We start from the raw sequence: 23,261 nt of genomic DNA, 5'->3' as shown, positions 1-23,261 counted from the left end.
ACAGAATTCGTTATTTGTAATAAGGTACAGCAGGTTGGCTCAGTTGCGGATCAGATACCGTTTCTGATTGGGGAATAGGCAAAAACAGCTGACTTTCTGAAGTTAAGGTAGCCGCTACATGGTTAATGCCCGTTCCCGTGTAAGAACCACGCTCCTGTGCTTCAATAATCTGTTTGGCTTTTGCATATCCCTGGCGCTGAATATCAAACCAGAAATCGCCCTCATAAGCAAACTCCGCGCGGCGCTCTTTCAACAGCAAATCTTTTGTAATGCTGGTTACCGCCACATTGTTAAAGTTACCCTGGCGGTTATGCACTTTATTAAAGGCAGTAAGTGCTTCCGCATCAGAGGTAGCAGCACTTTCACCCAGTGTAGCCTCTGCAAAAATCAACAGTACATCCGCATAACGCAATATGTAAGTACCAATACTGCTGCTTCCGTTGGCGCTTAAAGCCTCTCCGTTGGTGCCGGTACCTACTATGTATTTAAGCGAATTGGCACGTGAGCCGTTGCGGATGGTAGTTGCCGTTTCATAATTAGTACCGCTGGTATCATACTTAAATCCATTAGGAAAATTTGCATTTTTCCAGTCAGCTCGGGTAAAACCATGTTCCATATTAGACCACTGTCTTCTCTTGTCTTTAGCGTCGTAAGAATTCAGCATATCAATAGTAGGGTAAACAGAAGAGTAACCGGTATTAAAATCGGGCTTTAGTAAGGTAGAAGGCGCAGCGTAGCAGTTTACTGCATTGGCAAAGCCATAACCACCAGCTGCTATCCATTGCAGCGAAAAAAGAGATTCAATATTGTTGTTCACTTTAGAACTGGTGAACATTTCTTCGTAATTAGCATACAGATCGTACTTGCCGGATTGAATTACCTCCGCTGCATATTTTTTTGCATTGGCATAATCCTTCTGGTATAATGCCACCTTAGCCATCATACCCAGCGCCGAATACTTACTTACACGGCCAGTCTGGTAAGGTGCTTCAGGCAGGTTTTCTGCTGCATATTTAAAATCTTCCAGCGCAAACTTCAATACATCTTTCTGAATATAACGGGGCACGTCATAATTGCCGGAACCAGCCAGTGTTACAGGGTTTTCTACAATAGGTACATCACCATATACACGCGCCAGAAAAAAGTAAGCAGCGCCACGCATAAACCGGCACTCTGCCATACCTGTTTTTAAAGCATTGGCAGCTTCACCGGAAAGGCTTTTCTGCTTAAAGGTTTCCAGCAAAACCGTAGAATTACCCGCTACCTTATACAGCGATTGCCAGGCGCTGGCCACCAGTGGATCGGTACTCAACACCGTAAACCTGTTAAAGCTACCCCCCCCATAGTTGGGCCCTGTTTCTGTAAGCATGTTACCAGCCAGGGTTTCACCAATGGCATGAAAAGCTTTATCGCAGTAGTCGTACCATACCGAGTTGTACAGATAGCCCGTGCCGGCATAAATCTGCTCAGCAGTATTGTAGTAGTTATCTTCTGTAGGCGTATTGGGCGAAGGCCTGTCCAGAAAGCTCTTGCTGCAGGATGCCAGTAAGCCCGCACCCGCTATAAAACCCAATATATATGAACGTTTCATTGTATAGTAATTAATCGTTAGAACTGAATGTTAGCACCTATGGTAAAAGTTTTCGGCGTTGGATAATGGCCGTTATCTACGTTCTGCGTAAGCACGTTTTTATTAAAGGACCCTATTTCAGGATCGTAACCTGAGTATTTAGTAAACGTATGAATGTTCTGTGCAGAAATATACAACCTCGCCGTATTTACTTTGGCGGCGTTCAGCCATTTTTTAGGTAGATTATAGCCCAGTGATATGTTTTGTATCCGCAGGTAAGAACCATCTTCTATATACCGGTCAGAATTACGGGTATTGTTATTATTCCACATATTAAATCTGGGCATATCCGAGTTAGGATTGGCAGCAGAATAGCGGTTTAATACGGTAGACAACTGGTTTACATAGGCATCTGCCATAGACTCCGTATACTTACGTGTCCAGTTAAATATCTGGCTACCCTGTACACCTTGCAGAAAGAACGAAAAATCAAAATCCTTATACTGGAAGGTGTTGGTAATACCATAAGTAAACTTAGGGTTAGGATCGCCAATCACCATCACATCTTCACTACCAATTTTTCCATCAGGTACACCTTTAGGGCCGCTGATATCTTTGTAACGGATATCGCCCAGGTAAACTCCGGTAGGGCCTACTGCCAGTCCCCAGTCAGTACCAGTGTTCAAATCATTCATGTTACGGAATAATCCATCAGTTACATAACCATAAAAAGTGCCTACCGCACCACCCGCCTGCGTAACGTTTACAACAGATGCACTGCCGGTATAATCCTGCTCAGCGCCTCTCAGCAAAGCACGCTCAGAGTTCAGTTTCACCAGCTTGTTCTTGTATTTACTAAAGATGATGTTGGTTCTCCAGCTAAAGTCTTTCTGCTGAAAATTATAAGTAGTAAGGCTGATGTCAATACCCCTGTTGGTCATTTCGCCTGCGTTGGTTACCGGGGGTTCAATTTCCTTATACGCGGTATTAGGCGGGTTAGGATCCAGACCGGCAAATACAGGAAGTATGGTAGACAGTACCATATCAGTGGTCTTTTTATTATACACATCCACAGATAATTCAATGCGCTTGTTTATAAAGCTTGCATCTACACCCAGGTTCTGGGTTACCACACTTTCCCAACTCAGGTTAGGGTTACCGGCGTTAGCAGGTATACCACCCGCACCAAATGGTGAAATAGCGAATAAACGGATGTTTGTGCTATAGGCATTCTGCACCGGAGAGTTCTGGTTACCTACTGCACCAATGCCAGCGCGTAATTTCAGATAGCTTACAAAATCCCACTGCTTCGCAAAAGCCTCATTGGAAATGGTCCAGGCTACAGAACCGGCAGAGAAATAACCGATACGATTGTTAGGACCAAAGCTGGAAGAGCCATCTCTTCTTACAGATCCGCTGATAGAATAACGATCGGTATAAGAATAGCTGGCGCGGGCAAAGTAAGACTCCATAGCCCACTCGCCTTTATTACCATTGGTACCGGCAGGATCAATGGTGCCGGCGTTGATGGATTTAATATTCAGATTCAGATTAGTAGCGGTTACCCATGCATTGTCGTAATAAGAAGCCTGTGCCTCGTGTCCTACCACCGCATTCACATAGTGTTTACCAAAGCTTTTATTAAAAGTAAGATAGTTTCTGAGCGCCCAGTAGTAGCTGCTGTTCTTGTCTTCCCGCAGCCGGCTGGGTGCCAGAATGGTCTGGTTTGTATTTTCATTGGTAATCTTGGGTTGAAACGCGCTGTTCTGCGTCAGCTGAAAATCATAGTTTACCTCATTACGCAACGAGAGGTAAGGTGTAAAATTAATCTCAGCGTAAATATTACCAAAAGCCTTATTCTGAACAGAACGCACATCGCGCAGTAAAGCAGTAGCAATAGGGTTACCATTGCTATAGCCAAAAGAACTGTTACCCAGTGAGCTGGTTGTCATAAACTGGCCAAAAGCATCACGGATAGGTGTGGCAGGGCTGTTAAACAACACAATGGTAGTAGGCGTTTCTGTTCCGTCAGTCAGCGTAATACGCTGATTGCTGCGGGAAAGGTTACCGGTAATACCCGCCTTTAACCAGGGCTTCACCTGGTGGTCTATCGCAAAACGGGAAGAATATCTTTTAAAGTCAGAACCGATAATAGTACCGGTCTGGTCAAAGTAGTTAAGCGAGAAATAGTAGGTGGTTTTGTTCTGTCCACCGGAGAAGGATAACTGATGGTTATCAATATGCCCCTGCTGAAACAAAGCCTTCTGCCAGTTGGTGCCTTCGCCCAGTACAGCAGGATTTTTTAATTCTTCAATTTCAGGCAACATACTGCCGGGAGAAGCTGCTGCTACTTCCGGTATCAGTGAATTATAATATTGTGCAAACTGGCGCAGGTTTAATACATCCAGCTTTTTAGGCACCGCCTGCCAGCCATGATACACATCATAACTAATTTTTCCTTCACCGCTCTTGCCTTTTTTGGTGGTAATAAGTATTACCCCATTCGCACCCAGCGATCCGTAAATAGCCTGGGCAGAAGCATCTTTTAAAATGTCAATAGAAGCAATATCGTTGGGGTTAAGCGTAGCCATAATGCTTTGCTGCGATTGGCCGGCTTTACCACCCAATTGATCCTGCGGAGTGCTGGTGGTATTGGTAAGAATAGGCACCCCATCCACTACATACAACGGCTCTGTGCCGTTTACCGAGGTAATACCCCGTATACGTACCGAAACACCACCACCCGGCTGTCCGCCGTTGTTAGAAACGGTAACCCCGGCCACCTTGCCCTGCAGCGCCTGGTCTACACCCGCCACCGGCAGGTTTTTAATATCTTTTTCTGAAATAGAAGAAATAGAAGTAGTAACAGAAGTACGTTTGGCCGAACCATAACCAATCACCACCACATCATTCAGGTTGCCGGCCACGCCTTTTAAAGTTACATTGATTACAACACTGGTTCCTACTTCCACCTCTTTGGCTTCGAGGCCTACATAGGTTATTACCAGTGTTTTAGCCCCCGCAGGAAGCTTTAAGGTAAAAGTTCCGGCATCGTTGGTCAAAACTGACCTTTTACCTTCCTTCACCGCTACAGTAGCGCCGGAAAGCGGTGTACCCTTTTCATCAGATACAACTCCCGTAATTGTTTTGTCCTGGGCCCATACTGTAAAAGTGAATAGAAGATAGGTAAGCAGGCAGATTAGTTTTGGAATAATCCTTTTTAGCATATGGCGTATTTTTAATAAGCCAAAAATAACGGGAAGGTGTTTGCGATATTGATACAGTTTTATCCATTCCCCGTATTTTTTATACACCCTAAAATACATTTTTCAAATCCGTTGCCTGTAACGCAGTCACAGTAAGCCTTACAAAAACATCCAAAAGCGTAACATCTAATACTATTTTAGCTTTTAATAGAAACCTTTTTACCATTTTGCAGCGCTCCACCGCCTGCGCAGTTGCGTATTTTTACCGGTAAAACCGCCATTTCTGCCTGCTGCCCAGTTAATTTCTGCCTACCATCCGCTAATTCCTGCTTAATTCCGGCACAGGGCATCCCTTATATTTACAAACACCACTATGCTTATGACATTTATGAACCGTTTTTACCTTACCGCCTGTTTATGCGTATTACTGCTACAGGCCAATGCTCAAAACAATACCAACCACTCACTGCCCGTAACCACATTGGAGCGCTGGCTCATCAGTAATCCGCCTGATAGCCTGAAGCTGGATACCTTTTATGCAAAATATACCGATGCCTGGGGTATACCCGTAGTAGCCTCCCGCAATGTATCAGATGCCGCCCTGCTTATTGGCCGGGATATTATCAATTACATGCTGCAGCAGCGGCCCGATGTACGCAGAGTGCTGTTAGCCCGCAAAGCACGTTTATCGGTAATTGGTAAAGATGAAATGCAGACAGATTTACCCGAGTGCCGCGACTGGAAGAAGCCCACTAAAGACGATCGCCGCCTCACCCCTTCTGAACGCGACAATTACGATAAACCCGGCGGTATAGCTTCTATGACAGACCGCCAGTACTGGAACCAGCGCGCCAGAGGCATGGGCGGTATACAAACCTCCTGCGCCGAAGAAAACCTGCTGGGCATACCCGGTACCCGTTATTTTGGTGAAAACATTACGGTGCACGAATTCAGCCATAACATCATGGGCGCGCTGATGAGTTTTGATACCAGCTTCCGCAATGCCATACGCATCGCCTATGCCAACGCCAAAGAAAAGGGACTGTATAAAAACCAGTATGCCATAAACACTATTGATGAATACTGGGCCGAAGGCAGCCAGTGGTGGTTCTGGAGCAACTATGAGTTTTACGATAACAATACCCGCATACAAACACCTGATGATCTGAAAAGCTACGACCCGCTGTTGTATGCTATACTGGAAAAAGTATACCCCGGCCATCATATCCCTGCCGATGTATACCATGGTCAGAACCTCAATTCCCCCGTTAAAAACCGCCCATAACACCACAGCACCATGACCAACAGAACCAACCAGTTAGCCGGGCATCCCCGCGGATTGTTTATTCTTTTTCTTACCGAAATGTGGGAGCGCTTCTCCTTCTACGGCATGAAGGCACTGCTGATATTTTACCTTACCAAATACCATTTCTTTTCCGATACCGCAGGCAACCATATTGTAGGCAACTACGCCACCCTGGTATATGCACTGCCCCTGCTGGGTGGTCTGCTGGCCGATAAATACCTGGGCTACCGTAAAGCCGTAATCTTTGGCGCTGTGCTACTGTTGCTGGGTCACCTGGGCATGGCCTTTGAAGGCACACAGGCCTACTACAACAACAGCGGCCAGCTGGTGCAGGATACCCGGGCCATACAGTTCTTTTACTTTTCCATGGGCCTGATTATAATGGGCGTAGGTTTTCTTAAACCCAATATCTCCGCCATTACCGGCCGGTTATACGAACAGGGAGATCCCCGCCGCGATGCAGGTTTTACCATCTTCTATATGGGCATTAACCTCGGCTCATTCTCAGCCACCCTGCTCTGCGGCTGGCTGGGCGAAACCTTTGGCTGGCGATATGGCTTTGGTGTAGCGGGCATAGGCATGATACTGGGCCTGTTTACCTTTATTAAAGGCCAGCGCTTTCTGGAACAGCAGGCCGAACCACCACACCCTGCACTACTGAAAGAGAAAACTGCCATAGGCATTAATAAAGAATGGATGGTATACCTCTGCTCCAGCCTGGGCGTGTTCGTATGCTGGCAGCTGGTACAACGTCATGCACTGGTAGGCGGCATTCTGGGCATTACCGCCATTGCAGTAGTATTGTTTTTGCTCGGCTTTATTCTTACCCGTTGCAGTGGTGAAGAGCGGGGCCGCATGCTGGCATTACTTACGCTTACCTTGTTCTCCGTTATATTCTGGGCTTTGTTTGAGCAATCCTACAGTTCTATGAATCTGTTTGCTGATAGGGTAGTAAACCGGCAAACGCCTTTCGGTACCATTAAAGCTTCGCAGTTTTTATCGCTCAGTGGCTTTTTCATCGTACTGCTGGCGCCCGTATTTGCTATGGTATGGATGCAGCTGAGTAAAAGAAACCGCGAACCCAATGCCGCCGTAAAATTTGCTACCGGCATTATATGGGCAGCCGCAGGTTTTGGTGTATTGGTATGGGGTATTCAGCTTGCCGGTGCAGATGGTAAAGTTAGCCCCTGGTGGCTGGTATTGGCTTATCTGTTGCATACCTGTGGCGAGTTATCTATCTCCCCGGTAGGTCTTGCTGCCGTAAGCCGCTTATCGGTACCAAGGCTGGTAGGTTTTATGATGGGGGTATGGTTTCTGGCTACTGCAGGCAGTGAGTATATTGCCGGGTTGCTGGCTACTATTGCCAGTGTGGAAACTACTGCGGGTGTAGTAAAAGACGCAGGCAGTTCTGCTGCCGCTTATGCAGCGTTATTCCGCTTTCTGTTCTATACCGGATTAATAGCAGGTGCAGTATTACTGGCACTATCTCCCCTGTTAAGCAAACACTTAAAACATAAAAAATGAAACCTGTATAGACATACAGGTTTCCCAATAAATAAGCGTGAACATAGATGACACGTTGTATTAACGGCTGCTTAATTGCAGCGTAATGTTTTTGCTTTGTGTACCCAGCGGCACCACATAGTAACCGCCCTGCTTAGCTAATGTTGCAGAAGGCACATATTCTTTTCCTTTGTAAGCTACTGCCTCCTGCTCCGCTTTTACATAAGCGTTGGCAACGTGCGCATCCGCTGCCGGCAGTGTAACAGTTATGGCTTTGGTAACAGTATTGTATTGTACAGATTGCAGCCTGCCAGCAGCCAGCGTTACCCAAACACCCACCGGTGCTACATACACCGCATTGGCCGCAGCAGTAGTAGGCCGCAACGTAACCGTGCTGCCTTTCACCTGCACATTACCACCAAAGCCCAGCCAGCCAAACGTGCTATGTTTTACCAGATAAGAACCGGTATTTACTGCATACCCGTAAAAGCCCGAACCATAGTCGCCGGAAAGCCCATCATTCTCCAGAGTAGCCGGGAAGGAATGGAAGGCGCAGGGCGCAAAGCCATCTTCGGTAATAGTAGAAATACCACCCTGCAAACCACCATAGCCTACCCGCAACAGATAAAAATCATCCGGCTTTCTGCGGTATTCTGTTAACACCGGTATAGCGTTTAACTCCGAACCGTAATGGTGAATCATTCTTTCTATGCGCGATAACTTGCCGCCATATAGAAAGTCCCAGTAACGGCGGGCATTACCATTGTAAGCCCAACTCGGTATGGCAGGCATATAGGCCAGTATGGCTTTCAGCGTAACATCGGCTTTTTCTTCAAAGCCAAAGAACAACGACCATATATATACTTCTTCCTGCCCCGTAGAATCCCAGGGCATTTCACTGCCAAACGGATATTTGAGCGATTTCCAGTGCAAGGCACGTTTCTTCATCACCCCCTCCAGTTCATTGGCATCTGTTTGCAACCCTTCTGCTTTCAGGTCTTTCAGTACCAGACAAAATACCGAACCTTCCATCTGCCCAAACTCAGCATAATAAGGTGCATGCTGCACCATAGCCATAGCCGTACGATGTGCCTGCTGTAAATACCATTGCCAGTCATGGTTAGTAACCAGCCCTTTATTATAACGCGCCAGCCGGTACAGCACCCAGTAAGCAGCCGTTACGTGCGGGTAGTTATACGAGCGCCCCAGCGACATTGCTTCTTTTTTAGGCCAGGCACTCCATGTTTTATAGTTAATCTCCTTGCTGTATGTACCTGCAGGCATAGAATCCGGCTCGTAGTAATACAGGCTCTTACGCACCCCATATTTCTCCGGCCCTTCCGATACCTGTAGCCTGCCCCAAAGCGTCTGGTCTACAAACTGCTCCAGCTGTTGCACCTGCTTCTGATCGGGCAGTACCAGTTGTTTCATAGCTGCACCCAGCCAGCCGCCTGCACCACCTTCATCACTCAGGCCGGCAATCCATGCACGGCTGTCCTGCGTTACCTGTTGTTTCTTTTCGTAGTCGTAACTGATAACAGAGGGGCTTCTGTGAAAAAGATCGTTATTATTTACATACCACTGGTCCTGTGTTAAAAAGCGGCCATAGTCAGCAATCACCGCTTTCTCCGGCTTACTTACCTTGTATTGAATGGTTTGCACCGTACCATCTGTATAGGTAATCGTTAAACGTACCCGCCCGTTGGTTTTACCCTGTACGCTGTACGCCTGCCAGCCGTTGCTAAGGGCAGGCCGCGCAGTAATCTTTAACGCACCGGCAGGGTTTACAGCTACCTCTTTTACTTTTTTACCATATTGTAAAAACAGCGAAGCATCCACATCCTGCGGCACTACATAACCTGGTATACCTACCGCTACCGGCCTGCCGTTCTCTGCCAGTGTTTTTTCAATCTTCCGCAAATCATCCGTTACTATAAACTGTACGCCGTAGTTTCTTTTTTCACCCGGCTTCAGTACGGCAGAGGTGGGTTCATTCCAGGGCTGTGCCTGTTTCCACTCTTTCTCTGCATAGGCTTTGCTGTGCACCATCCATTCATGAAAGCCCTCAAAACCTATTCCTCTGGGGGTAGGGTCATCCAGCAGTGGGTTGTATGCCTCAAAAGGGGTTTTACCCAAAGGCACTACCAGCATTACCGGTTTTTCGCCACTCAGGCGCGCCACCTGCAGGTATCCGGCATCGGCACCGGTATAAGGGTCAAAGAATACGTTATCCGCATGCGTCTGCTCCAGTGTTTTACCAGCCAGCAGGTTATTAAATATCATAGGTATACCCAGGGCGCCTATCTCCACCGGCTGGCCGGTGGTATTGCTCAGTTCAAAGCGCAGCGTCAGCCGGTTGTTCACCACTTCCCAGTAACGCTTTACCTGTAAAGGTATGCCTGCGGGTAACGAGGCAGCTAAATCAGCTGCCGCCAGTACACCTGCTCCGGCAGTAAGGGCCGTTACCGGTTTGCGGCCGGCCGCTGTGGAATAGCTTTTCCAGCCGGTATCGCCCGCAGCACGTAAGCGCAGGGTAATATCCCCCAGCTGGTACATGCCATTACTGCTGCGTACCTTTATGCTATCGCCCGGTGTAAAGTCAAACCCCGGCAGGGTAACGGGCGATAAAGCCGCTACCGTTTGCGATGCCTTCACCAGCTTTAAACGAAAAGCCTGCGTTTGCAAATCCAGTGTACCCTGGTCTAACCCCAGTGTAGAGGGCCGTTGGCCCAGCCGTATCCAGGGCGATTGCGCTGTTGCCGTAAGCTGCACTATCATACCGCCACATAGTATACCCGCCACTATTATTCTTTGTAAAACCATGCCCTTCATATTTACAACGAAACTATTCAGCCTGCCTGCCATAAAGTGTATAGAATTTAATGAATTGTAGTAAAAAATTAACTCCCCGTTACCCCTTACCGCCTGTTAATAAAATGATAAAATCGAATCAACACCTGTTAATATCCGTCAAGCAAATGCCTGTAACAGATATTACTTTTAATATCAGATTAGCTTGTTATCTATAGAAGAACCTTACCATACTAACCGACAGGCATAAGGTCAAAACCTTGTTTAATTGAACGTGAATTAAGCAGGAGCCGTTCTCTGCAGGAACGCTGTTACAGACCATTCAGCAAGGATTTCCCCATACAATTCAACAGACAGGTCTGAATGCATCCGCATGTGCACATGAGCAGCTGCTGCCGTTACCGCGGCCGGTATCAGTACTCCTATGCCCCTGCCTCATTCAGCCACTCCCGCTGCTGCGTAAAATACGCCAGAAAAAAAACCTTATAAATGAAAAAGCTATACTCATTCGTAACATCACTGCTTGTACTATGTTGTTGCCAGGCCGTTGCACAAACCAACGTAGCCCCGCTGGCAACCGCTACTACCTCATACGTTTCACCGTGGGAAACCATCGCGGCTTTAAATGATGGCTATACGCCTGCCAACTCTAACGACAAATCCAACGGCGCGTACGGTAACTGGAACAATCCCAACTCCCTGCAATGGGTACAGTACGATTGGGGCCAGGCCTATGTAGTTACCTCCATTTCTGTATATTGGTTCGATGATGCCGGTGGTGTACTTACCCCCACCACTGCCTATGCCGAATACTGGAACGGCAGCGCCTGGGTAAATATCGGCAATATCCCCCTGGTAAAAAATGCCTTTAATACACTCAGCGTAAGCTCTGTAAGTATGAGCCGCCTGCGTGTTACCATGCGCAATACCACACAAAGCACCGGTATGCTGGAGTGGCGTGTGTTAAGCAGCACTACTACCGGTGGTGGCGGTAACGGCAATGCTTATACCTGGCCCGCTTATTCACCCAATATCAGCTACAACTTTAAAACAGAGTATCCCAGCCTTAACACACCTGCCAATATACTTAACGATTGTCCGCAGGTGGTAGGTACACAATCCTCCAACTGGTGGACATTCCGTTGGGGCCCCAACAAAAACGCGTTGGTTACCAGTGCAGCTATTACACCGTTGCTGGCCCGCCTCAATACCGACTTTGCTTATTTCCGGGACAGTATGGGCTGGCCTCCCGATCTGCGCGCACGCAGCGGTTATAAAAGCTCCGTATACCTGTACGGCTCTGGTCTGTGTACCGATAACGCTTCCAACACTGCACTGGGTGGCTGGCAAAGTGCTATCAACTATAACGGCACCTCATGGCCTATGGTACTGGCTTCGTACTATCCTATTTACAGCTTCGATCCTGCATGTACCTATAGCGACAGAGTATTTCAGCAGGGCGCTATGACGCACGAGGGCATTCACGCGGTACTGGCCGATCTGCCTGGCGTAAAACAATCAGCCTGGTTTCATGAAGGTGGTAACGTATGGTTACAGCAGACCGCCGATGCCAGACGCACCAATAACTTCAGCTCGCTGGGCGACTTAAATGGTACTGACTTTATTGCGCCGTTTATGCCTATTGAATGTTACTCCGGCTGGTTACAGGATGGCAGCTTTGGCGGCCCTTCTGCCGAAGGTGTAAACATGTTCAACGGATCGCAGCAGATATGTACCTGGAAAACCTACCTCGGTGGTCACCAGTACAGCAGTTCCTTCCCCACTTTCCTCGGCAACGCCCTGGGCGATGGTTCCGTACCCTGGATATGGCGCAATGCAGCCGGCCGTGTACTGGAAGGCATAGCCTCTGGCATTGGCGCTGCGCAAACCCGCAGACTGATTACCGAGTACCGGGCCAAACAGGCACTGGTTGATTTTGGTAAATGGAACGGCGCAATCCTTACCCTGTTGAACAACCACTTTGGTCAGTCCATAGGTGCAGAATGGCAGCCCAGCTGGTTAAACCCCGCTCCGTGGATAGCCACTCCATATGTTAAAACCACCAACACCGCCGGCCTGTTAAAGCCCGATACACTTACCTTACCAGGCTGGTCTGGCGGCAACCAGATACCGCTGAAAGTAACCGGCAGCACCGTAACCGTAAACTTTGAGCCTATCGGCAATAACATGACCTGCCAGCTGGCTTACCGCACCACCACAGGTGTACCTGTATACAGCCAGTGGGTAAGCACCGGTGCCTGTACCTTAAACCTTACTTCCCCTCCGGCCAACGGCGTGGTAATAGCTGTTATTACCAACACCGATTATGTGTATGTAAACGACAACACCCGCAAAACCAAGTTCGACTACCGTTTACGCCTGGTAACCGGTGTAACCGACACGGCTGATGTAAACAAGAAATGGTACAACTCCGCCACCCTGGCCGCCGCAAGAACAGACGGCTCTGTAACCGCAGGCGAAGCAGGCATTGACTGGTCGCAGTACTGTAACCACAACATACCCGCCACCCGCGTGGAAGAGGTGAAACAACCCGCAGGCACTGCCTTCGATGTATTCCCCAACCCAGCCGCTGCCGGTACCAACGTAAAGGTGAAATTCAGAAACGATCTGAAAGAAACCACTACTATTACCCTGTTCTCTTCCGATGGCCGCCCGGTATTGCAACAGGCAACCACCGGCACCAATGCCACCATCAATACCCGTCCTTTACAAAAAGGCCTGTACATGATAAAAATCAAAAACAAGCAGCAGCAAAGCACCCAGAAACTGGTAGTGATGTAGCAGCAGTTTAACAAGCAAAAAACGCCCCTCATCCAAAAAATGAGGGGCGTTTCTGTTGGGCTGCCTATCCCTGACACCAATCATCCTGTAAGGGTATTTTTGCCGCCACCCACAAGCCGGATATCACCACACTGCGGCAGTGCATTCAGCAGGATTAAATAATAATCGTATGTATAATATAGCAGGTAAGTTGTGCACCTTTCACAAAATCGGTAAGAGAGGTTTTGCTATTTGCCTTCTTATTGGTGAGTTCAAAATAATACTCCGTTGGATTCACTAATCTTTCCTGATACAATCAGAAGGAGAACCGTCTCACCTTATAAGACTTTCTGCCACAATTCAATTCCTTCACATTGTCCATTTTAGTAAAATGAAATTTTACAAGAGGCAACGCCACGTTCCCCTGTAGCCTCAGCGTGTCTGTAGCAGGCTCAGGTTTATCATAACCAATATAAGGGTGCAGGATGCCTGACGTAAAAAGCTCCGTTAAATCTTCCTTTAGGCCGTACACCACTATAGACTCCTTTCCATAGCTAAAAGTATAATCACCGTCTCTCAGAATAACACCTGCATAGCGTTTATACTGCTTTCTACCTTCCTTATTCCTGAATACTTGCCTTATCTCCCGGCACTCCTTTCTCCGGGCCCCCCTTTCCTCTCTGTTACCATTGTCCTCCTGCCCGTACGCCGCCACAAATACCATCATAACCGTTATGCAAAAGACCAATTTCTTCATAAGCTTGAATAATATAAATAAAAGTTGCCCACTGCTGTAACCTTCTACACCCAATGTACGCTTTATACAGCAAAACTATGCACGTATTCAGCCTTCCCCCTTCGCCCATTCCCACCCGGTTAAATAACAGTTGCATCCGGTTAAGAAATGGTGACTATATTGTATCAACAAACAGCAACTTAGCCCATTCACAAACCAGCACTATGCACAGTATTACGCGCTATACCACAGCAGTGGCCGTTCTTCTGCTATCTGCCCTACTACCCGCCCGCAGTTCCGCGCAACAGCCGGAAACAGCCCCTGCCTTTACCCGGGCCGACACCCTCCGTGGCACGCTCACGCCCGAACGTACCTGGTGGAATGTACAACGCTATGAGGTAGCTGTTACGCCGGATTACAATGCCAAAACCATCAGCGGCTCTAACGAAATCAAATACCGGGTAATGCGTGCTAACAATGGCAGCACCCGCATGCAGATAGATCTGGCCCAACCACTGGAAATAGACAGCGTGCTATACAATGGCAACCGCAAACTGGCCTTTCAACGCTATGCCAGCGTATGGCATATCACCGTACCACAGCAGCAGAAAGGAGCCAACAACAGCGTACTTATTTACTACCACGGCAAAGTGCATGAAGCTATACGCGCCCCGTGGGACGGTGGTTTTATCTTTGGCAAAGACTCGCTGGGCAGGCCCTGGATGACGGTAGCCTGCCAGGGCCTCGGTGCCAGCATCTGGTACCCTAATAAAGACCATCAGAGCGATGAACCTGATCAGGGCGCTTCGCTTACCATGACGGTAGCCGATACCCTCATAGCCATTGGCAACGGCCGGCTGGTAAACAAGCATCCCAACAACAACGGCACCACTACCTGGCGGTACAATGTAAACAGCCCCATCAGCAACTACTGTATCATTCCCTACATAGGCAAATACGTAAACTTTTCAGAAGTATACCCCGGCGAAAAAGGACCGCTGGATGTGAATTACCGGGTGCTCGATTACAACCTGCCTAAAGCGCGTACCTACATGCCGGAGCAGGTACACCTGATGCTGAAAAGTATGGAGCATTGGTTTGGCCCCTACCCCTTTTATGAAGATGGTTACCAGCTGATAGATTGCTCACACACCGGCATGGAACACCAGAGCGCTGTTTCGTACGGCAACGGTTACCGCTTTGGTTACCGTGGTAAAGACGCATCCGGCTATGGCTGGGGCCTTAAGTTCGACTTCATCATTATCCACGAAAGCGGCCACGAATGGTTTGGCAACAACATTACCACCAACGATCTGGCCGATATGTGGGTGCATGAAGGTTTTACCAACTACAGCGAAACCCTGTTTACTGAATATCACTGGGGCATAAAAGCCGGCAACGAATACAACTACGGTATACGCAAAGGCATACGTAACGATAGCCCCATTACGCCTGCTTACAACGTTAACGCCCAGGGCAGTGGCGATATGTACCCCAAAGGCGGTAACATGATACATTCCATACGCCACAGCCTGAATAACGACAGTCTTTTCCGGCACATACTGCGCGGCCTCAACAAAACCTTTTACCACAAAACCGTAGATGCTGCGCAGGTAGAAGCCTATATATGCAAGGCAACAGGTTACAACTATATGCCGGTATTTAAGCAGTACCTTACCACCACACAAATACCCAGGCTGGATTATTATCTGAAAAATGGCCGTGTGTATTACCGGTACAGCAACTGTATAAAGGGCTTTAACCTGCCCATCGCTTTACAAAACAATGCAGCGCATATCCGTTTGCTGCCATCCACCACCTGGCAAAACACTGCTGTAACCAAAGCACAGGAGCAGCTGCTGGCAGCAGATGCTATCCGTTTTATGTACTATGTAGAAGTAAACCAGCAAACACCGCAGCCATAACATACAAAAGCCAGCTGTAGATACAGCTGGCGGATTATTGAACTAACTGCGAGATTTATAGCTGAAAACAAAGTTTATATACAGCCTTATGCTGTTGCACTATATATCAGAAACGCTGCTATACAGCACCAACTGCCGTAAGCAGCGTTTTTTATTACCCCAGGGGGAAAACTATTTATGAACCTTCAGGCACAAAGAATCTACCCTATGCAAATGATGTCCAGCCCGGCTTATGTACAATTGAGAACAAATACATTATTTTACTTCACATGGCGGTCTGAAGTAGCGGCAGTAGTTTTCTCATTACAAGCGTCCTTCCCTTAAAAGTAGATACACCCCAACCGTATACCTACCTGAGAATTAACTTGTTTAATACATTATTTAACCCTTGCTATATTTGCGGTGTTACACTTATAGACATGACGGATATTACCGCAGAAGAAACCATACAAATGATACGTTACCAGGAGGAGTTACCCGCTATGCGCCGGGGAATGGAACTGGTAGGCAGTAAGTGGAAGCTGATTTTATTGCGCTATCTGGGCGTACATCACTTTCAAACCAATAACTTCAAAAAGATAGTACGCTCCGTACACGGCATCTCCGCCAAAGTACTTACCAAAGAACTGCGCGATCTGGAAGCCGCTGGTATGATTACCCGCACTATCACCAGTACCCGCCCATTGGCTGTGGAATATGCTATTACAGATTATGGCCGCACCCTGCTACCCGTGGCCGAAGCACTGGCTCAATGGTGTATACAGCACACAGCAGCAGAAACAGAGCAAACGGCTGATGCAGTTACCCCGCATCAGCCGTAACAGGTTATATTTACAATACAATATTGCTGATGCCTTTTTCCAGTGCGGTAGCCTGTAAGGCGCTCATGGCAAAGCCTTCTGCCTTATTAAACACCACATCTGTAATGCCTATAAAGCCCAGCACGTGCTTCAGGTAGGGTGTTACAAAATCAATGGAACGCAGGTCGCCCTCGTATACGCCACCTGTAGCTACTGCTATATAAGCTTTCTTGTTTTTCAGTAAGCCTTCGGGGCCATTGGCGGTGTAACGGAAAGTAACACCAGCGCGGGCAATATGATCTATCCATGCCTTCAGCACAGAGGAGATGCCAAAGTTATACATAGGCGCGCCTATTACCAGTATATCTGCCTCCACTATCTGCTGTATAGCTTCGTTTGAATGGCGGATGGCTGCCTTATGCTCCTCCGTATGGTTTTCTGCCGGTGTAAAAAATGCATTCAGGTGCACTTCTTCCAGGTGGGGAAAAGGATTGTGGGTAAGGTCTTTTACTACCACCTTCGCATCAGGATACTGCTGTTGCAATTTGCTGATAATAGCGTTACCAAGTTTAATACTGTTAGAAGCCTCGCCACGGGGGCTGGAAATAATGTGCAGGATATTCATGATGATTGGTTTATTGGAATGAGATAAAACAATGGTACAAAAAAAGCCCCCGTTAAAGAGTAACAGGGGCATTATAACCCAGGCCTCTCAGCCAAAAATCTATGGTTCTAAGGTGGCTTCTACGGTAATAGCCGTGTTCAGCACTTTACTTACCGGGCAATTCTTTTCCGCATCCTGTACACAGGCGTCAAATGCTTCCTGTGTAATACCAGGCACAGTAGCCGTAAGCACCAGGTGCGAACCTGCAATAGCGCCGTTTTCAAAGTTGATATAAGAAGTTGTACGCAGTTGCTGCGGTACAAATCCCGCCTCACCCAGCGAAAAACTCAGCTTCATGGTAAAACAGCCGGCATGTGCCGCTGCAATCAGTTCTTCCGGATTGGTACCCACACCTTCCGCAAAGCGGCTGTTAAAGGAGTATTGCGTGTTTTGCAGTACGGTACTCTGCGTGGTTAAATGTCCGTTGCCTTCTTTGCCGGAGCCTGTCCATACGGCGGTTGCATGACGTTTCATGGTTCTGTTCTTTTAGGATATCTGGTAATGTTACCGCACAAAATTAACAGCCATCCACCCCGCCATCAATGTATGGATACGCGAAAGATTTATACATTTTATTGTAAAGCGGCTATTCTACGCCCGTAATCAGTCCACCGGTAATTACCGCCAGCTGTGCTACCACGGCGTTAAACGAGGGGCGCTGTAACACCTGCTCCTGCATGCAGTTTTCCTGTAGCTGCGTTAAAGCCTGTATTACTTCGTTATAAGCCGGTTCTGCATTCACACGCACCAGCATATCATCCAGCAAACAGCCATACGCGCTCACCTCTATCCTTTCAACGGCAGCTGCATGGGCGCTGTTACGGTCGTACATACTGGCAGCACCATAGTCCACCAGCAGCACACCACCTGCTTCATCGGTAAGAATGTTATGCGCATACAAATCGCCATGCATAATACCCCGGCTATGTAAGTGAGCCCCTACAGATGCCATGGCTTTTGCTACGGCCAATACCTGCTCCAGGGTAAAAACAGTATCCGCCGCATAGGTATCGCGGGTGCAGGTGGTAAAGTCCGGCGGGCCGCCCAGGTTTTTATATACAGAAGGTATCAGATGTAATACCAGCCCTTTTTTTGCTTCGGGGTGGCCGGCAATCTGCCCCAGTACATGCACCAGATGCGGATGCGCGCCTGCCGCCATACAGGCATTCATTTCCTCCTCCGGTAATCCATCGCTCGTAACTTCTCCTTTAAACACTTTTACCGCAACTGCTTCCGGCTGCACTGCCTCCGGTGCCTTCCACCGGCCGGTACTTACAAACCCCGATGCGCCTTCGCCCAGCTGATGGCTTACCTCCAGCTGCCCCCAGGGTATAAAAGCGGGCTGCTCTGTAAGTTCTGGTTTAAAACAACAGGGGTTACCCGCAAAAGCCAGCCACGACAAACGAGGCATCGTAAACAGCCAATCGGGCAATACCTCCAGCGCATTGGCAGATATACGCAGCAGCCCCAGATTGCGGCACTGCGCCAGACTATCCGGCAATGTTTTTAAACGGTTACCCGCCAGCATACACTTTTGTAGCCGGTAGCAATTGCCAATAGCATCTGGTAACACTTCCAGCCGGTTATTGGTCAATATCAGCCAGCGTAGCTGCGCAGGCAATGCACTTCCCGCCAGCTCCGCAATGCGGTTCGATTTAAAGCCCACCATCTCCAGCAATGGCAGCTGCGCCAATACCTCCGGAAACACGGTAAACGCATTATCGGAACAGAAGAATATTTTCAGTTGCTTCAGTTGTGCAAATTCAGCCGGTAAGGCTGATAGCTGGTTGCCGGATAAATCCAGTATCTCCAGCGTATCTGCCAGCTGCAGTATTTCAGCAGGAAATTCAGTAAGGCCACAGGCCAGTTTCAGTCTTTTAGTACCGGTAAGTTCGCCGGCACGCAGTTGTTGCAAGTTGTGCATGGCGGCAATTTAGGAATACTTGCAGAGTATTTCCCGAATCCATAAATGATATCACCGCTAAAAGCAGATTTTGCGCAGCAAAAACCAACCCTTCCGGTTTATTATGGCTACTACTTACAAAAAAGGCTGGGCGCGTCACCAGCAACGCTGGTTTGGCAAATGGCATGTGTACCTGGGTATTATTGCCGGTTTTATTATTGCCGTGGTGGGTGTTACCGGTAGTATTCTGGTTTTCAGAGATGAAATTGACCAGGCGCTTAACCCCAGCCTGTTTAAGGTAATGGCAGAGCAGCGTCGTATGCCTATAGAGGAAGTAATGCCGCTGGTAAAAAAGCAATATCCTGCATACGATTTTAACTATGTAACCATGCCCGGTAAAAGCCCTGCCGAGCCCTACATCTTTTACAACTTTAAAAAGGAAGAGCAGTTTTTTATGAACCCCTATACCGGAAAAGTAACCGGTAAGCGTTTGTATGAAAGCAGCTTTATTCATGTAGTTACCGATATTCACACCAGTCTGCTGGTACCTGTAGCCGGCAGATACATTGTAGGCATCAGCGCGCTTATATTACTGATACTCACTATAACAGGCCTGCGCTTGTGGATACCTAAAAAGTGGAAGCAACTGAAACAGGTGCTCACTGTTAACTTCAAAGCCTCTTTTAAACGGCAGAATTATGACTGGCACAATGTGCTGGGCTTTTACTCTGCCCCGGTAGTAACGTTGATAGCGCTTACCGGCTTTTGTATGACGTTTTCTATTGTAATCATCCCCATGCTGTTTTCCCTTAGCGGCCTGCCCCCGCAAGGTGCTGCCAAACTGCTGGGTGCCAAATCGCAATACCACGCCGGTGCGGTAGTAATTCCATTGCAACAGCTACACACCATTAACCAGCGCGAGCTACCCGGCAGCGAAATAGCGGGCATAGCCTTCCCGGCAGACTCTACCGGCAACTTTCGCCTCGATATCCGCGACAAAGGTGTTCCGGCAGAAGGAAAACGGGAAATGCTGATACTGGATCAATACAGCGGTAAAGTGCTGCTCAACAGCCGCCGCGATTTTCCCCCTGTAGCCGCCGCTTACCTCAGCTGGCTCAATCCTATTCACTATGGCAGCTTTGGAGGCTTACCCACCAGAATACTGGCCCTGGCGGGCGGACTTATACCATTAGCCCTGTTTATCACAGGCTTTATCATCTGGTACCCACGCTGGAAAAAACAGAAAAGCCGTAAAGAAAATATTACTGTTACAGCAGAAGGTGAAGAGCAACCCGTACAACGCAAAAACGTTCCGGATGCTCCGGTGGTTAAAGCCTTCCCCTACTTTGGTCTTCAGCTAAAGAAAGGGTTGGTATACGCAGGCTGGTTTTTACTTACCAGTCTGGTAATGGGCGCTTTATACGGCGTTATCTCCGGCAGGCCGTTACAGCCCGCAATATTTTCTGTAGCCTTTACCACCACGCTGGTAGTACTGAATTTTGCAGCGGCCTTGTTGTGTATGGTAATACAACTGCTGCTGTCCATCTTCAAAAAAAGCAGCCGCAGCATCAGCCGTTACTTTGCCTGGTCGCTGGCTTTTGCACTGGCATTTTTACCGGTGTATTTTCTGCTCATGAATACCGGCTGGAATATATTCTGATAACAGGTTTACTTTAGAAGAGAGGCTGTGTCATTAACAGGTGATAGAGCCTCTTTTTATTTGCCCCTATCCTCACACCCCATGGCCCGTCTTTTGTAACACCAACACAGCTACCCGCCATCAGAATAACACTAAGTTCATGATTTGTTCATGCACAGGTGATGTTTGCGGTGTTGCTTTGTAAAACCACCGGCTATGAAACACTTAATGCACATTCTTTCGCTTGTTATTGGCATCAGCGCCATGGCGCAACAACCCGACAAAGGTCGCAACATCTTCATTATCACCACTGATGGATTCCGCTGGCAGGAGATATTTAACGGAGCAGACTCTGCCTTACTACACAACAGTGCGTATGTACAGGATACCACACTGGCCCGCCACATGTATTGGGCTGCTACCCCGGAAGCCCGCAGAGAAAAGCTGATGCCCTTTTTGTGGAATGTACTTGCAAAGCAGGGGCAGCTATATGGTAACCGCGCCTGGGAGAATGAGGTGAATGTGAGAAATTTCTACAAAATATCTTATCCCGGTTACAACGAAATTTTTACCGGGTATGCCGATCCCCGTTTCATTCCCAACAGCCCGGTAGACAATCCCAACGTAAACGTACTGGAATACCTTAACAAACAGGAAGCTTATAAAGGCAAGGTAGTAGCGTTCAGCTCCTGGAATATTATGCCGTATATACTGAACGAAGAACGCAGTGGCATACCTGTGAACGCCGGTTATGAAATGCTGGATGAAAGTGCAGACTCCACCAACGCCCTTATTAATCAGGTGCAGAATCAGGTAGCACATAAACACAATACCCGGTACGATTTACTTACGTATGCCAGCGCCCGCGAATACATTACACAGCATCACCCCAAAGTGCTGTTTTTAAGCCTGGGCGAAACGGATGAACATGCCCATCATGGCGAGTACGATCTTTATTTACAAAAGGCCAATGAGGTAGATCATATGATAGCTACTTTGTGGTATCAGGTACAAACCGATCCTTTCTATAAAAACAACACCACTTTCATCATCACCACCGATCATGGCCGTGGCAGCAAAAGCAGCACGTGGAAAACACATGGTTTCTGGGCCAAAGGCTCGGGCAGCATCTGGCTGGCTATGTTAGGTGCAGGTGTACCCGCAACCGGTGAAATGAAAACAAACCAGCGCATCTGGCAAAATCAGATCGCAGCCACTATTGCACAGCTGGCTGGTATACCATTTACCACGCGCCATGCTGCTACTAAACCGGTTAATCTGGATGCTGGTGAGGATACAGCAGGCCTGGCCGGAAACTAACAGTTAGTGGCATTACCTCCTGTTGAGGGAGGTAATTTTTCGGTCATGCGTTTTTGTTTTGCAGTAGAATGCGATAATTTTGGCCTATGAATACCCCCCACATACACATATACGCAGCCGTTAAGCCAGAGGAAGAGCACGATGTGGATGTGCTCACAGATGTGCAGCAGCCCTGGTCGCTGATTGTATGGAACGATGAGGTGAATACATTTGACTGGGTAATTGAAACCCTGGTAGATGTATGTGGCCATAGCGAAGAACAGGCTGAACAATGCGCGCTTATGATTCACTTTAAAGGTAAGTACGCTGTTAAAAATGGCGATTACGATACGCTAAAACCTATGTGCGATGCCATCACCGAAAGAGGCATCGGTGCTACAGTTGAAACTGTGGCAGATAAATGATACTTTTAAGCAATGCCTTTACATGTTTTAGATGAAAATTTATGGTTTCCACCGGTGGAAGACGCCATGGATGATGGCCTGATGGCTGTTGGCGGCGACCTGAGTGAAGAAAGAATACTACTGGCCTACCGCAGGGGTATTTTTCCATGGTATGAAGGCGATGTGCCGTTATGGTGGTGCCCCGATCCCCGCTTTGTTTTGTTACCCCAACAGCTGAATATAAGCAAGAGCATGAAAGTGCTGCTGAAACGGCAGGCATTCCGCTTTACCATTAACCAGGCGTTTCCACAGGTAATACGCCACTGTAAAACAGTAAAAAGAGAAGATCAGTTAGGCACCTGGATTACCGATGATGTAGAAAGCTCATACATACACCTGCACGAAAGAGGATTTGCCCACAGTGCCGAAGCCTGGCTGGGTGATAAGCTGGTAGGCGGCTTATACGGCATACGCCTGGGTAAGGTGTTCTTTGGCGAAAGCATGTTCAGCCTGGTAAGCAATGCCAGCAAATACGCCTTTATCAGTTATGTACAACAACTGATAAAGGAAGAAGTGCAGCTGATAGATTGCCAGGTATACACCCCACACCTGGAAAGCCTGGGTGCGGGAATGATACCACGGTCAGCGTTTATAGAGGCACTGGACGCTTTGATAAGTTAGTAGTTTGAAGTTGGGAATTGAGAGTTGGGAGTT

At 48.0% G+C, this 23,261-nt stretch carries 16 protein-coding genes; 9 read left to right on the top strand and 7 right to left on the bottom strand.

What is annotated here, in order from left to right:
* Positions 1 to 10: 10 nt before the first annotated feature.
* Both IEY13_RS02870 and IEY13_RS02865 read right to left on the bottom strand, forming a co-directional pair.
* Positions 11 to 1,591 carry a RagB/SusD family nutrient uptake outer membrane protein gene (locus IEY13_RS02870; protein WP_188950450.1) on the bottom strand — a complete coding sequence of 527 codons (1,581 nt, stop codon included), beginning with the start codon at positions 1,589 to 1,591 and terminating at the stop codon, positions 11 to 13.
* Positions 1,592 to 1,608: 17 nt separating this feature from the next.
* The gene (locus tag IEY13_RS02865) at positions 1,609 to 4,797 is read right to left on the bottom strand and encodes a SusC/RagA family TonB-linked outer membrane protein (RefSeq protein ID WP_188950449.1); all 3,189 of its coding nucleotides are present in this window, start codon (positions 4,795 to 4,797) and stop codon (positions 1,609 to 1,611) included.
* 352 nt (positions 4,798 to 5,149) lie between these two features.
* On the opposite strand from IEY13_RS02865, the gene IEY13_RS02860 reads away from it, so the two are divergent.
* Together IEY13_RS02860 and IEY13_RS02855 are read left to right on the top strand one after the other, a co-directional pair.
* Complete coding sequence (locus IEY13_RS02860; protein ID WP_188950448.1) at positions 5,150 to 6,061, top strand: glycoside hydrolase; 912 nt, start codon at positions 5,150 to 5,152, stop codon at positions 6,059 to 6,061.
* A 12-nt stretch (positions 6,062 to 6,073) separates the two neighbouring features.
* Positions 6,074 to 7,606: a peptide MFS transporter gene (locus IEY13_RS02855; protein ID WP_188950447.1), complete on the top strand. Its 1,533-nt coding sequence runs from the start codon at positions 6,074 to 6,076 to the stop codon at positions 7,604 to 7,606.
* A 60-nt stretch (positions 7,607 to 7,666) separates the two neighbouring features.
* Here the strand turns inward: IEY13_RS02855 and IEY13_RS02850 are convergent, their stop codons facing one another.
* Positions 7,667 to 10,408, bottom strand: coding sequence for a DUF5695 domain-containing protein (locus IEY13_RS02850; RefSeq protein ID WP_229687691.1), 2,742 nt, complete (start codon positions 10,406 to 10,408; stop codon positions 7,667 to 7,669).
* A 477-nt stretch (positions 10,409 to 10,885) separates the two neighbouring features.
* On the opposite strand from IEY13_RS02850, the gene IEY13_RS02845 reads away from it, so the two are divergent.
* Entirely contained in the window at positions 10,886 to 13,198 is a 2,313-nt protein-coding gene (locus tag IEY13_RS02845; RefSeq protein ID WP_188950446.1) for a T9SS type A sorting domain-containing protein, read from the top strand.
* Positions 13,199 to 13,493: 295 nt separating this feature from the next.
* Here IEY13_RS02845 and IEY13_RS02840 read toward each other — a convergent pair whose 3' ends face one another.
* Positions 13,494 to 13,934 (bottom strand): hypothetical protein, encoded by a 441-nt coding sequence (locus IEY13_RS02840; protein WP_188950445.1) that lies wholly within the window; start codon positions 13,932 to 13,934, stop codon positions 13,494 to 13,496.
* A gap of 203 nt (positions 13,935 to 14,137) precedes the next feature.
* On the opposite strand from IEY13_RS02840, the gene IEY13_RS02835 reads away from it, so the two are divergent.
* Both IEY13_RS02835 and IEY13_RS02830 read left to right on the top strand, forming a co-directional pair.
* Positions 14,138 to 15,838, top strand: a complete 1,701-nt coding sequence (locus IEY13_RS02835) for a M1 family metallopeptidase (RefSeq protein ID WP_188950444.1) — start codon at positions 14,138 to 14,140, stop codon at positions 15,836 to 15,838.
* 419 nt (positions 15,839 to 16,257) lie between these two features.
* Positions 16,258 to 16,659 carry a winged helix-turn-helix transcriptional regulator gene (locus tag IEY13_RS02830; RefSeq protein ID WP_188950443.1) on the top strand — a complete coding sequence of 134 codons (402 nt, stop codon included), beginning with the start codon at positions 16,258 to 16,260 and terminating at the stop codon, positions 16,657 to 16,659.
* Between the two features lie 10 nt (positions 16,660 to 16,669).
* Here IEY13_RS02830 and IEY13_RS02825 read toward each other — a convergent pair whose 3' ends face one another.
* From IEY13_RS02825 to IEY13_RS02815, 3 genes are all read right to left on the bottom strand, one after another.
* On the bottom strand, positions 16,670 to 17,263 hold the full coding sequence (locus IEY13_RS02825; RefSeq protein ID WP_229687689.1) for an FMN-dependent NADH-azoreductase: 594 nt from the start codon (positions 17,261 to 17,263) through the stop codon (positions 16,670 to 16,672).
* A 99-nt stretch (positions 17,264 to 17,362) separates the two neighbouring features.
* Positions 17,363 to 17,776, bottom strand: a complete 414-nt coding sequence (locus IEY13_RS02820; RefSeq protein WP_188950442.1) for an OsmC family protein — start codon at positions 17,774 to 17,776, stop codon at positions 17,363 to 17,365.
* A 112-nt stretch (positions 17,777 to 17,888) separates the two neighbouring features.
* On the bottom strand, positions 17,889 to 19,226 hold the full coding sequence (locus IEY13_RS02815) for a leucine-rich repeat-containing protein kinase family protein (protein WP_188950441.1): 1,338 nt from the start codon (positions 19,224 to 19,226) through the stop codon (positions 17,889 to 17,891).
* Positions 19,227 to 19,296: 70 nt separating this feature from the next.
* On the opposite strand from IEY13_RS02815, the gene IEY13_RS02810 reads away from it, so the two are divergent.
* The 4 genes from IEY13_RS02810 (at position 19,297) to aat (ending at position 23,228) form a co-directional block, all read left to right on the top strand.
* The gene (locus IEY13_RS02810) at positions 19,297 to 20,865 is read left to right on the top strand and encodes a PepSY-associated TM helix domain-containing protein (RefSeq protein WP_229687688.1); all 1,569 of its coding nucleotides are present in this window, start codon (positions 19,297 to 19,299) and stop codon (positions 20,863 to 20,865) included.
* 195 nt (positions 20,866 to 21,060) lie between these two features.
* On the top strand, positions 21,061 to 22,164 hold the full coding sequence (locus IEY13_RS02805) for an alkaline phosphatase family protein (RefSeq protein WP_188950440.1): 1,104 nt from the start codon (positions 21,061 to 21,063) through the stop codon (positions 22,162 to 22,164).
* A gap of 86 nt (positions 22,165 to 22,250) precedes the next feature.
* Positions 22,251 to 22,568, top strand: coding sequence for an ATP-dependent Clp protease adaptor ClpS (locus IEY13_RS02800; protein ID WP_188950439.1), 318 nt, complete (start codon positions 22,251 to 22,253; stop codon positions 22,566 to 22,568).
* A 12-nt stretch (positions 22,569 to 22,580) separates the two neighbouring features.
* Positions 22,581 to 23,228 (top strand): leucyl/phenylalanyl-tRNA--protein transferase, encoded by a 648-nt coding sequence (gene aat / locus IEY13_RS02795; protein ID WP_188950438.1) that lies wholly within the window; start codon positions 22,581 to 22,583, stop codon positions 23,226 to 23,228.
* The last annotated feature ends 33 nt before the right edge of the window (positions 23,229 to 23,261 follow it).

The organism is Filimonas zeae, assembly GCF_014641615.1.
Lineage (GTDB): Bacteria > Bacteroidota > Bacteroidia > Chitinophagales > Chitinophagaceae > Filimonas > Filimonas zeae.
The sequence above is the reverse complement of the archived record's forward strand: the minus strand, read 5'-3'. Positions and strand labels throughout refer to the sequence as shown.

Bases quoted from the DNA above. Each gene is read 5' to 3' on its own strand.
- IEY13_RS02870 (WP_188950450.1), bottom strand. From the start codon at position 1,591: ATGAAACGTTCATATATATTGGGTTTTATAGCGGGTGCGGGCTTACTG.
- IEY13_RS02865 (WP_188950449.1), bottom strand. From the start codon at position 4,797: ATGCTAAAAAGGATTATTCCAAAACTAATCTGCCTGCTTACCTATCTT.
- IEY13_RS02860 (WP_188950448.1), top strand. From the start codon at position 5,150: ATGCTTATGACATTTATGAACCGTTTTTACCTTACCGCCTGTTTATGC.
- IEY13_RS02855 (WP_188950447.1), top strand. From the start codon at position 6,074: ATGACCAACAGAACCAACCAGTTAGCCGGGCATCCCCGCGGATTGTTT.
- IEY13_RS02850 (WP_229687691.1), bottom strand. From the start codon at position 10,408: ATGGTTTTACAAAGAATAATAGTGGCGGGTATACTATGTGGCGGTATG.
- IEY13_RS02845 (WP_188950446.1), top strand. From the start codon at position 10,886: ATGAAAAAGCTATACTCATTCGTAACATCACTGCTTGTACTATGTTGT.
- IEY13_RS02840 (WP_188950445.1), bottom strand. From the start codon at position 13,934: ATGAAGAAATTGGTCTTTTGCATAACGGTTATGATGGTATTTGTGGCG.
- IEY13_RS02835 (WP_188950444.1), top strand. From the start codon at position 14,138: ATGCACAGTATTACGCGCTATACCACAGCAGTGGCCGTTCTTCTGCTA.
- IEY13_RS02830 (WP_188950443.1), top strand. From the start codon at position 16,258: ATGACGGATATTACCGCAGAAGAAACCATACAAATGATACGTTACCAG.
- IEY13_RS02825 (WP_229687689.1), bottom strand. From the start codon at position 17,263: ATGAATATCCTGCACATTATTTCCAGCCCCCGTGGCGAGGCTTCTAAC.
- IEY13_RS02820 (WP_188950442.1), bottom strand. From the start codon at position 17,776: ATGAAACGTCATGCAACCGCCGTATGGACAGGCTCCGGCAAAGAAGGC.
- IEY13_RS02815 (WP_188950441.1), bottom strand. From the start codon at position 19,226: ATGCACAACTTGCAACAACTGCGTGCCGGCGAACTTACCGGTACTAAA.
- IEY13_RS02805 (WP_188950440.1), top strand. From the start codon at position 21,061: ATGAAACACTTAATGCACATTCTTTCGCTTGTTATTGGCATCAGCGCC.
- IEY13_RS02800 (WP_188950439.1), top strand. From the start codon at position 22,251: ATGAATACCCCCCACATACACATATACGCAGCCGTTAAGCCAGAGGAA.
- aat (WP_188950438.1), top strand. From the start codon at position 22,581: ATGCCTTTACATGTTTTAGATGAAAATTTATGGTTTCCACCGGTGGAA.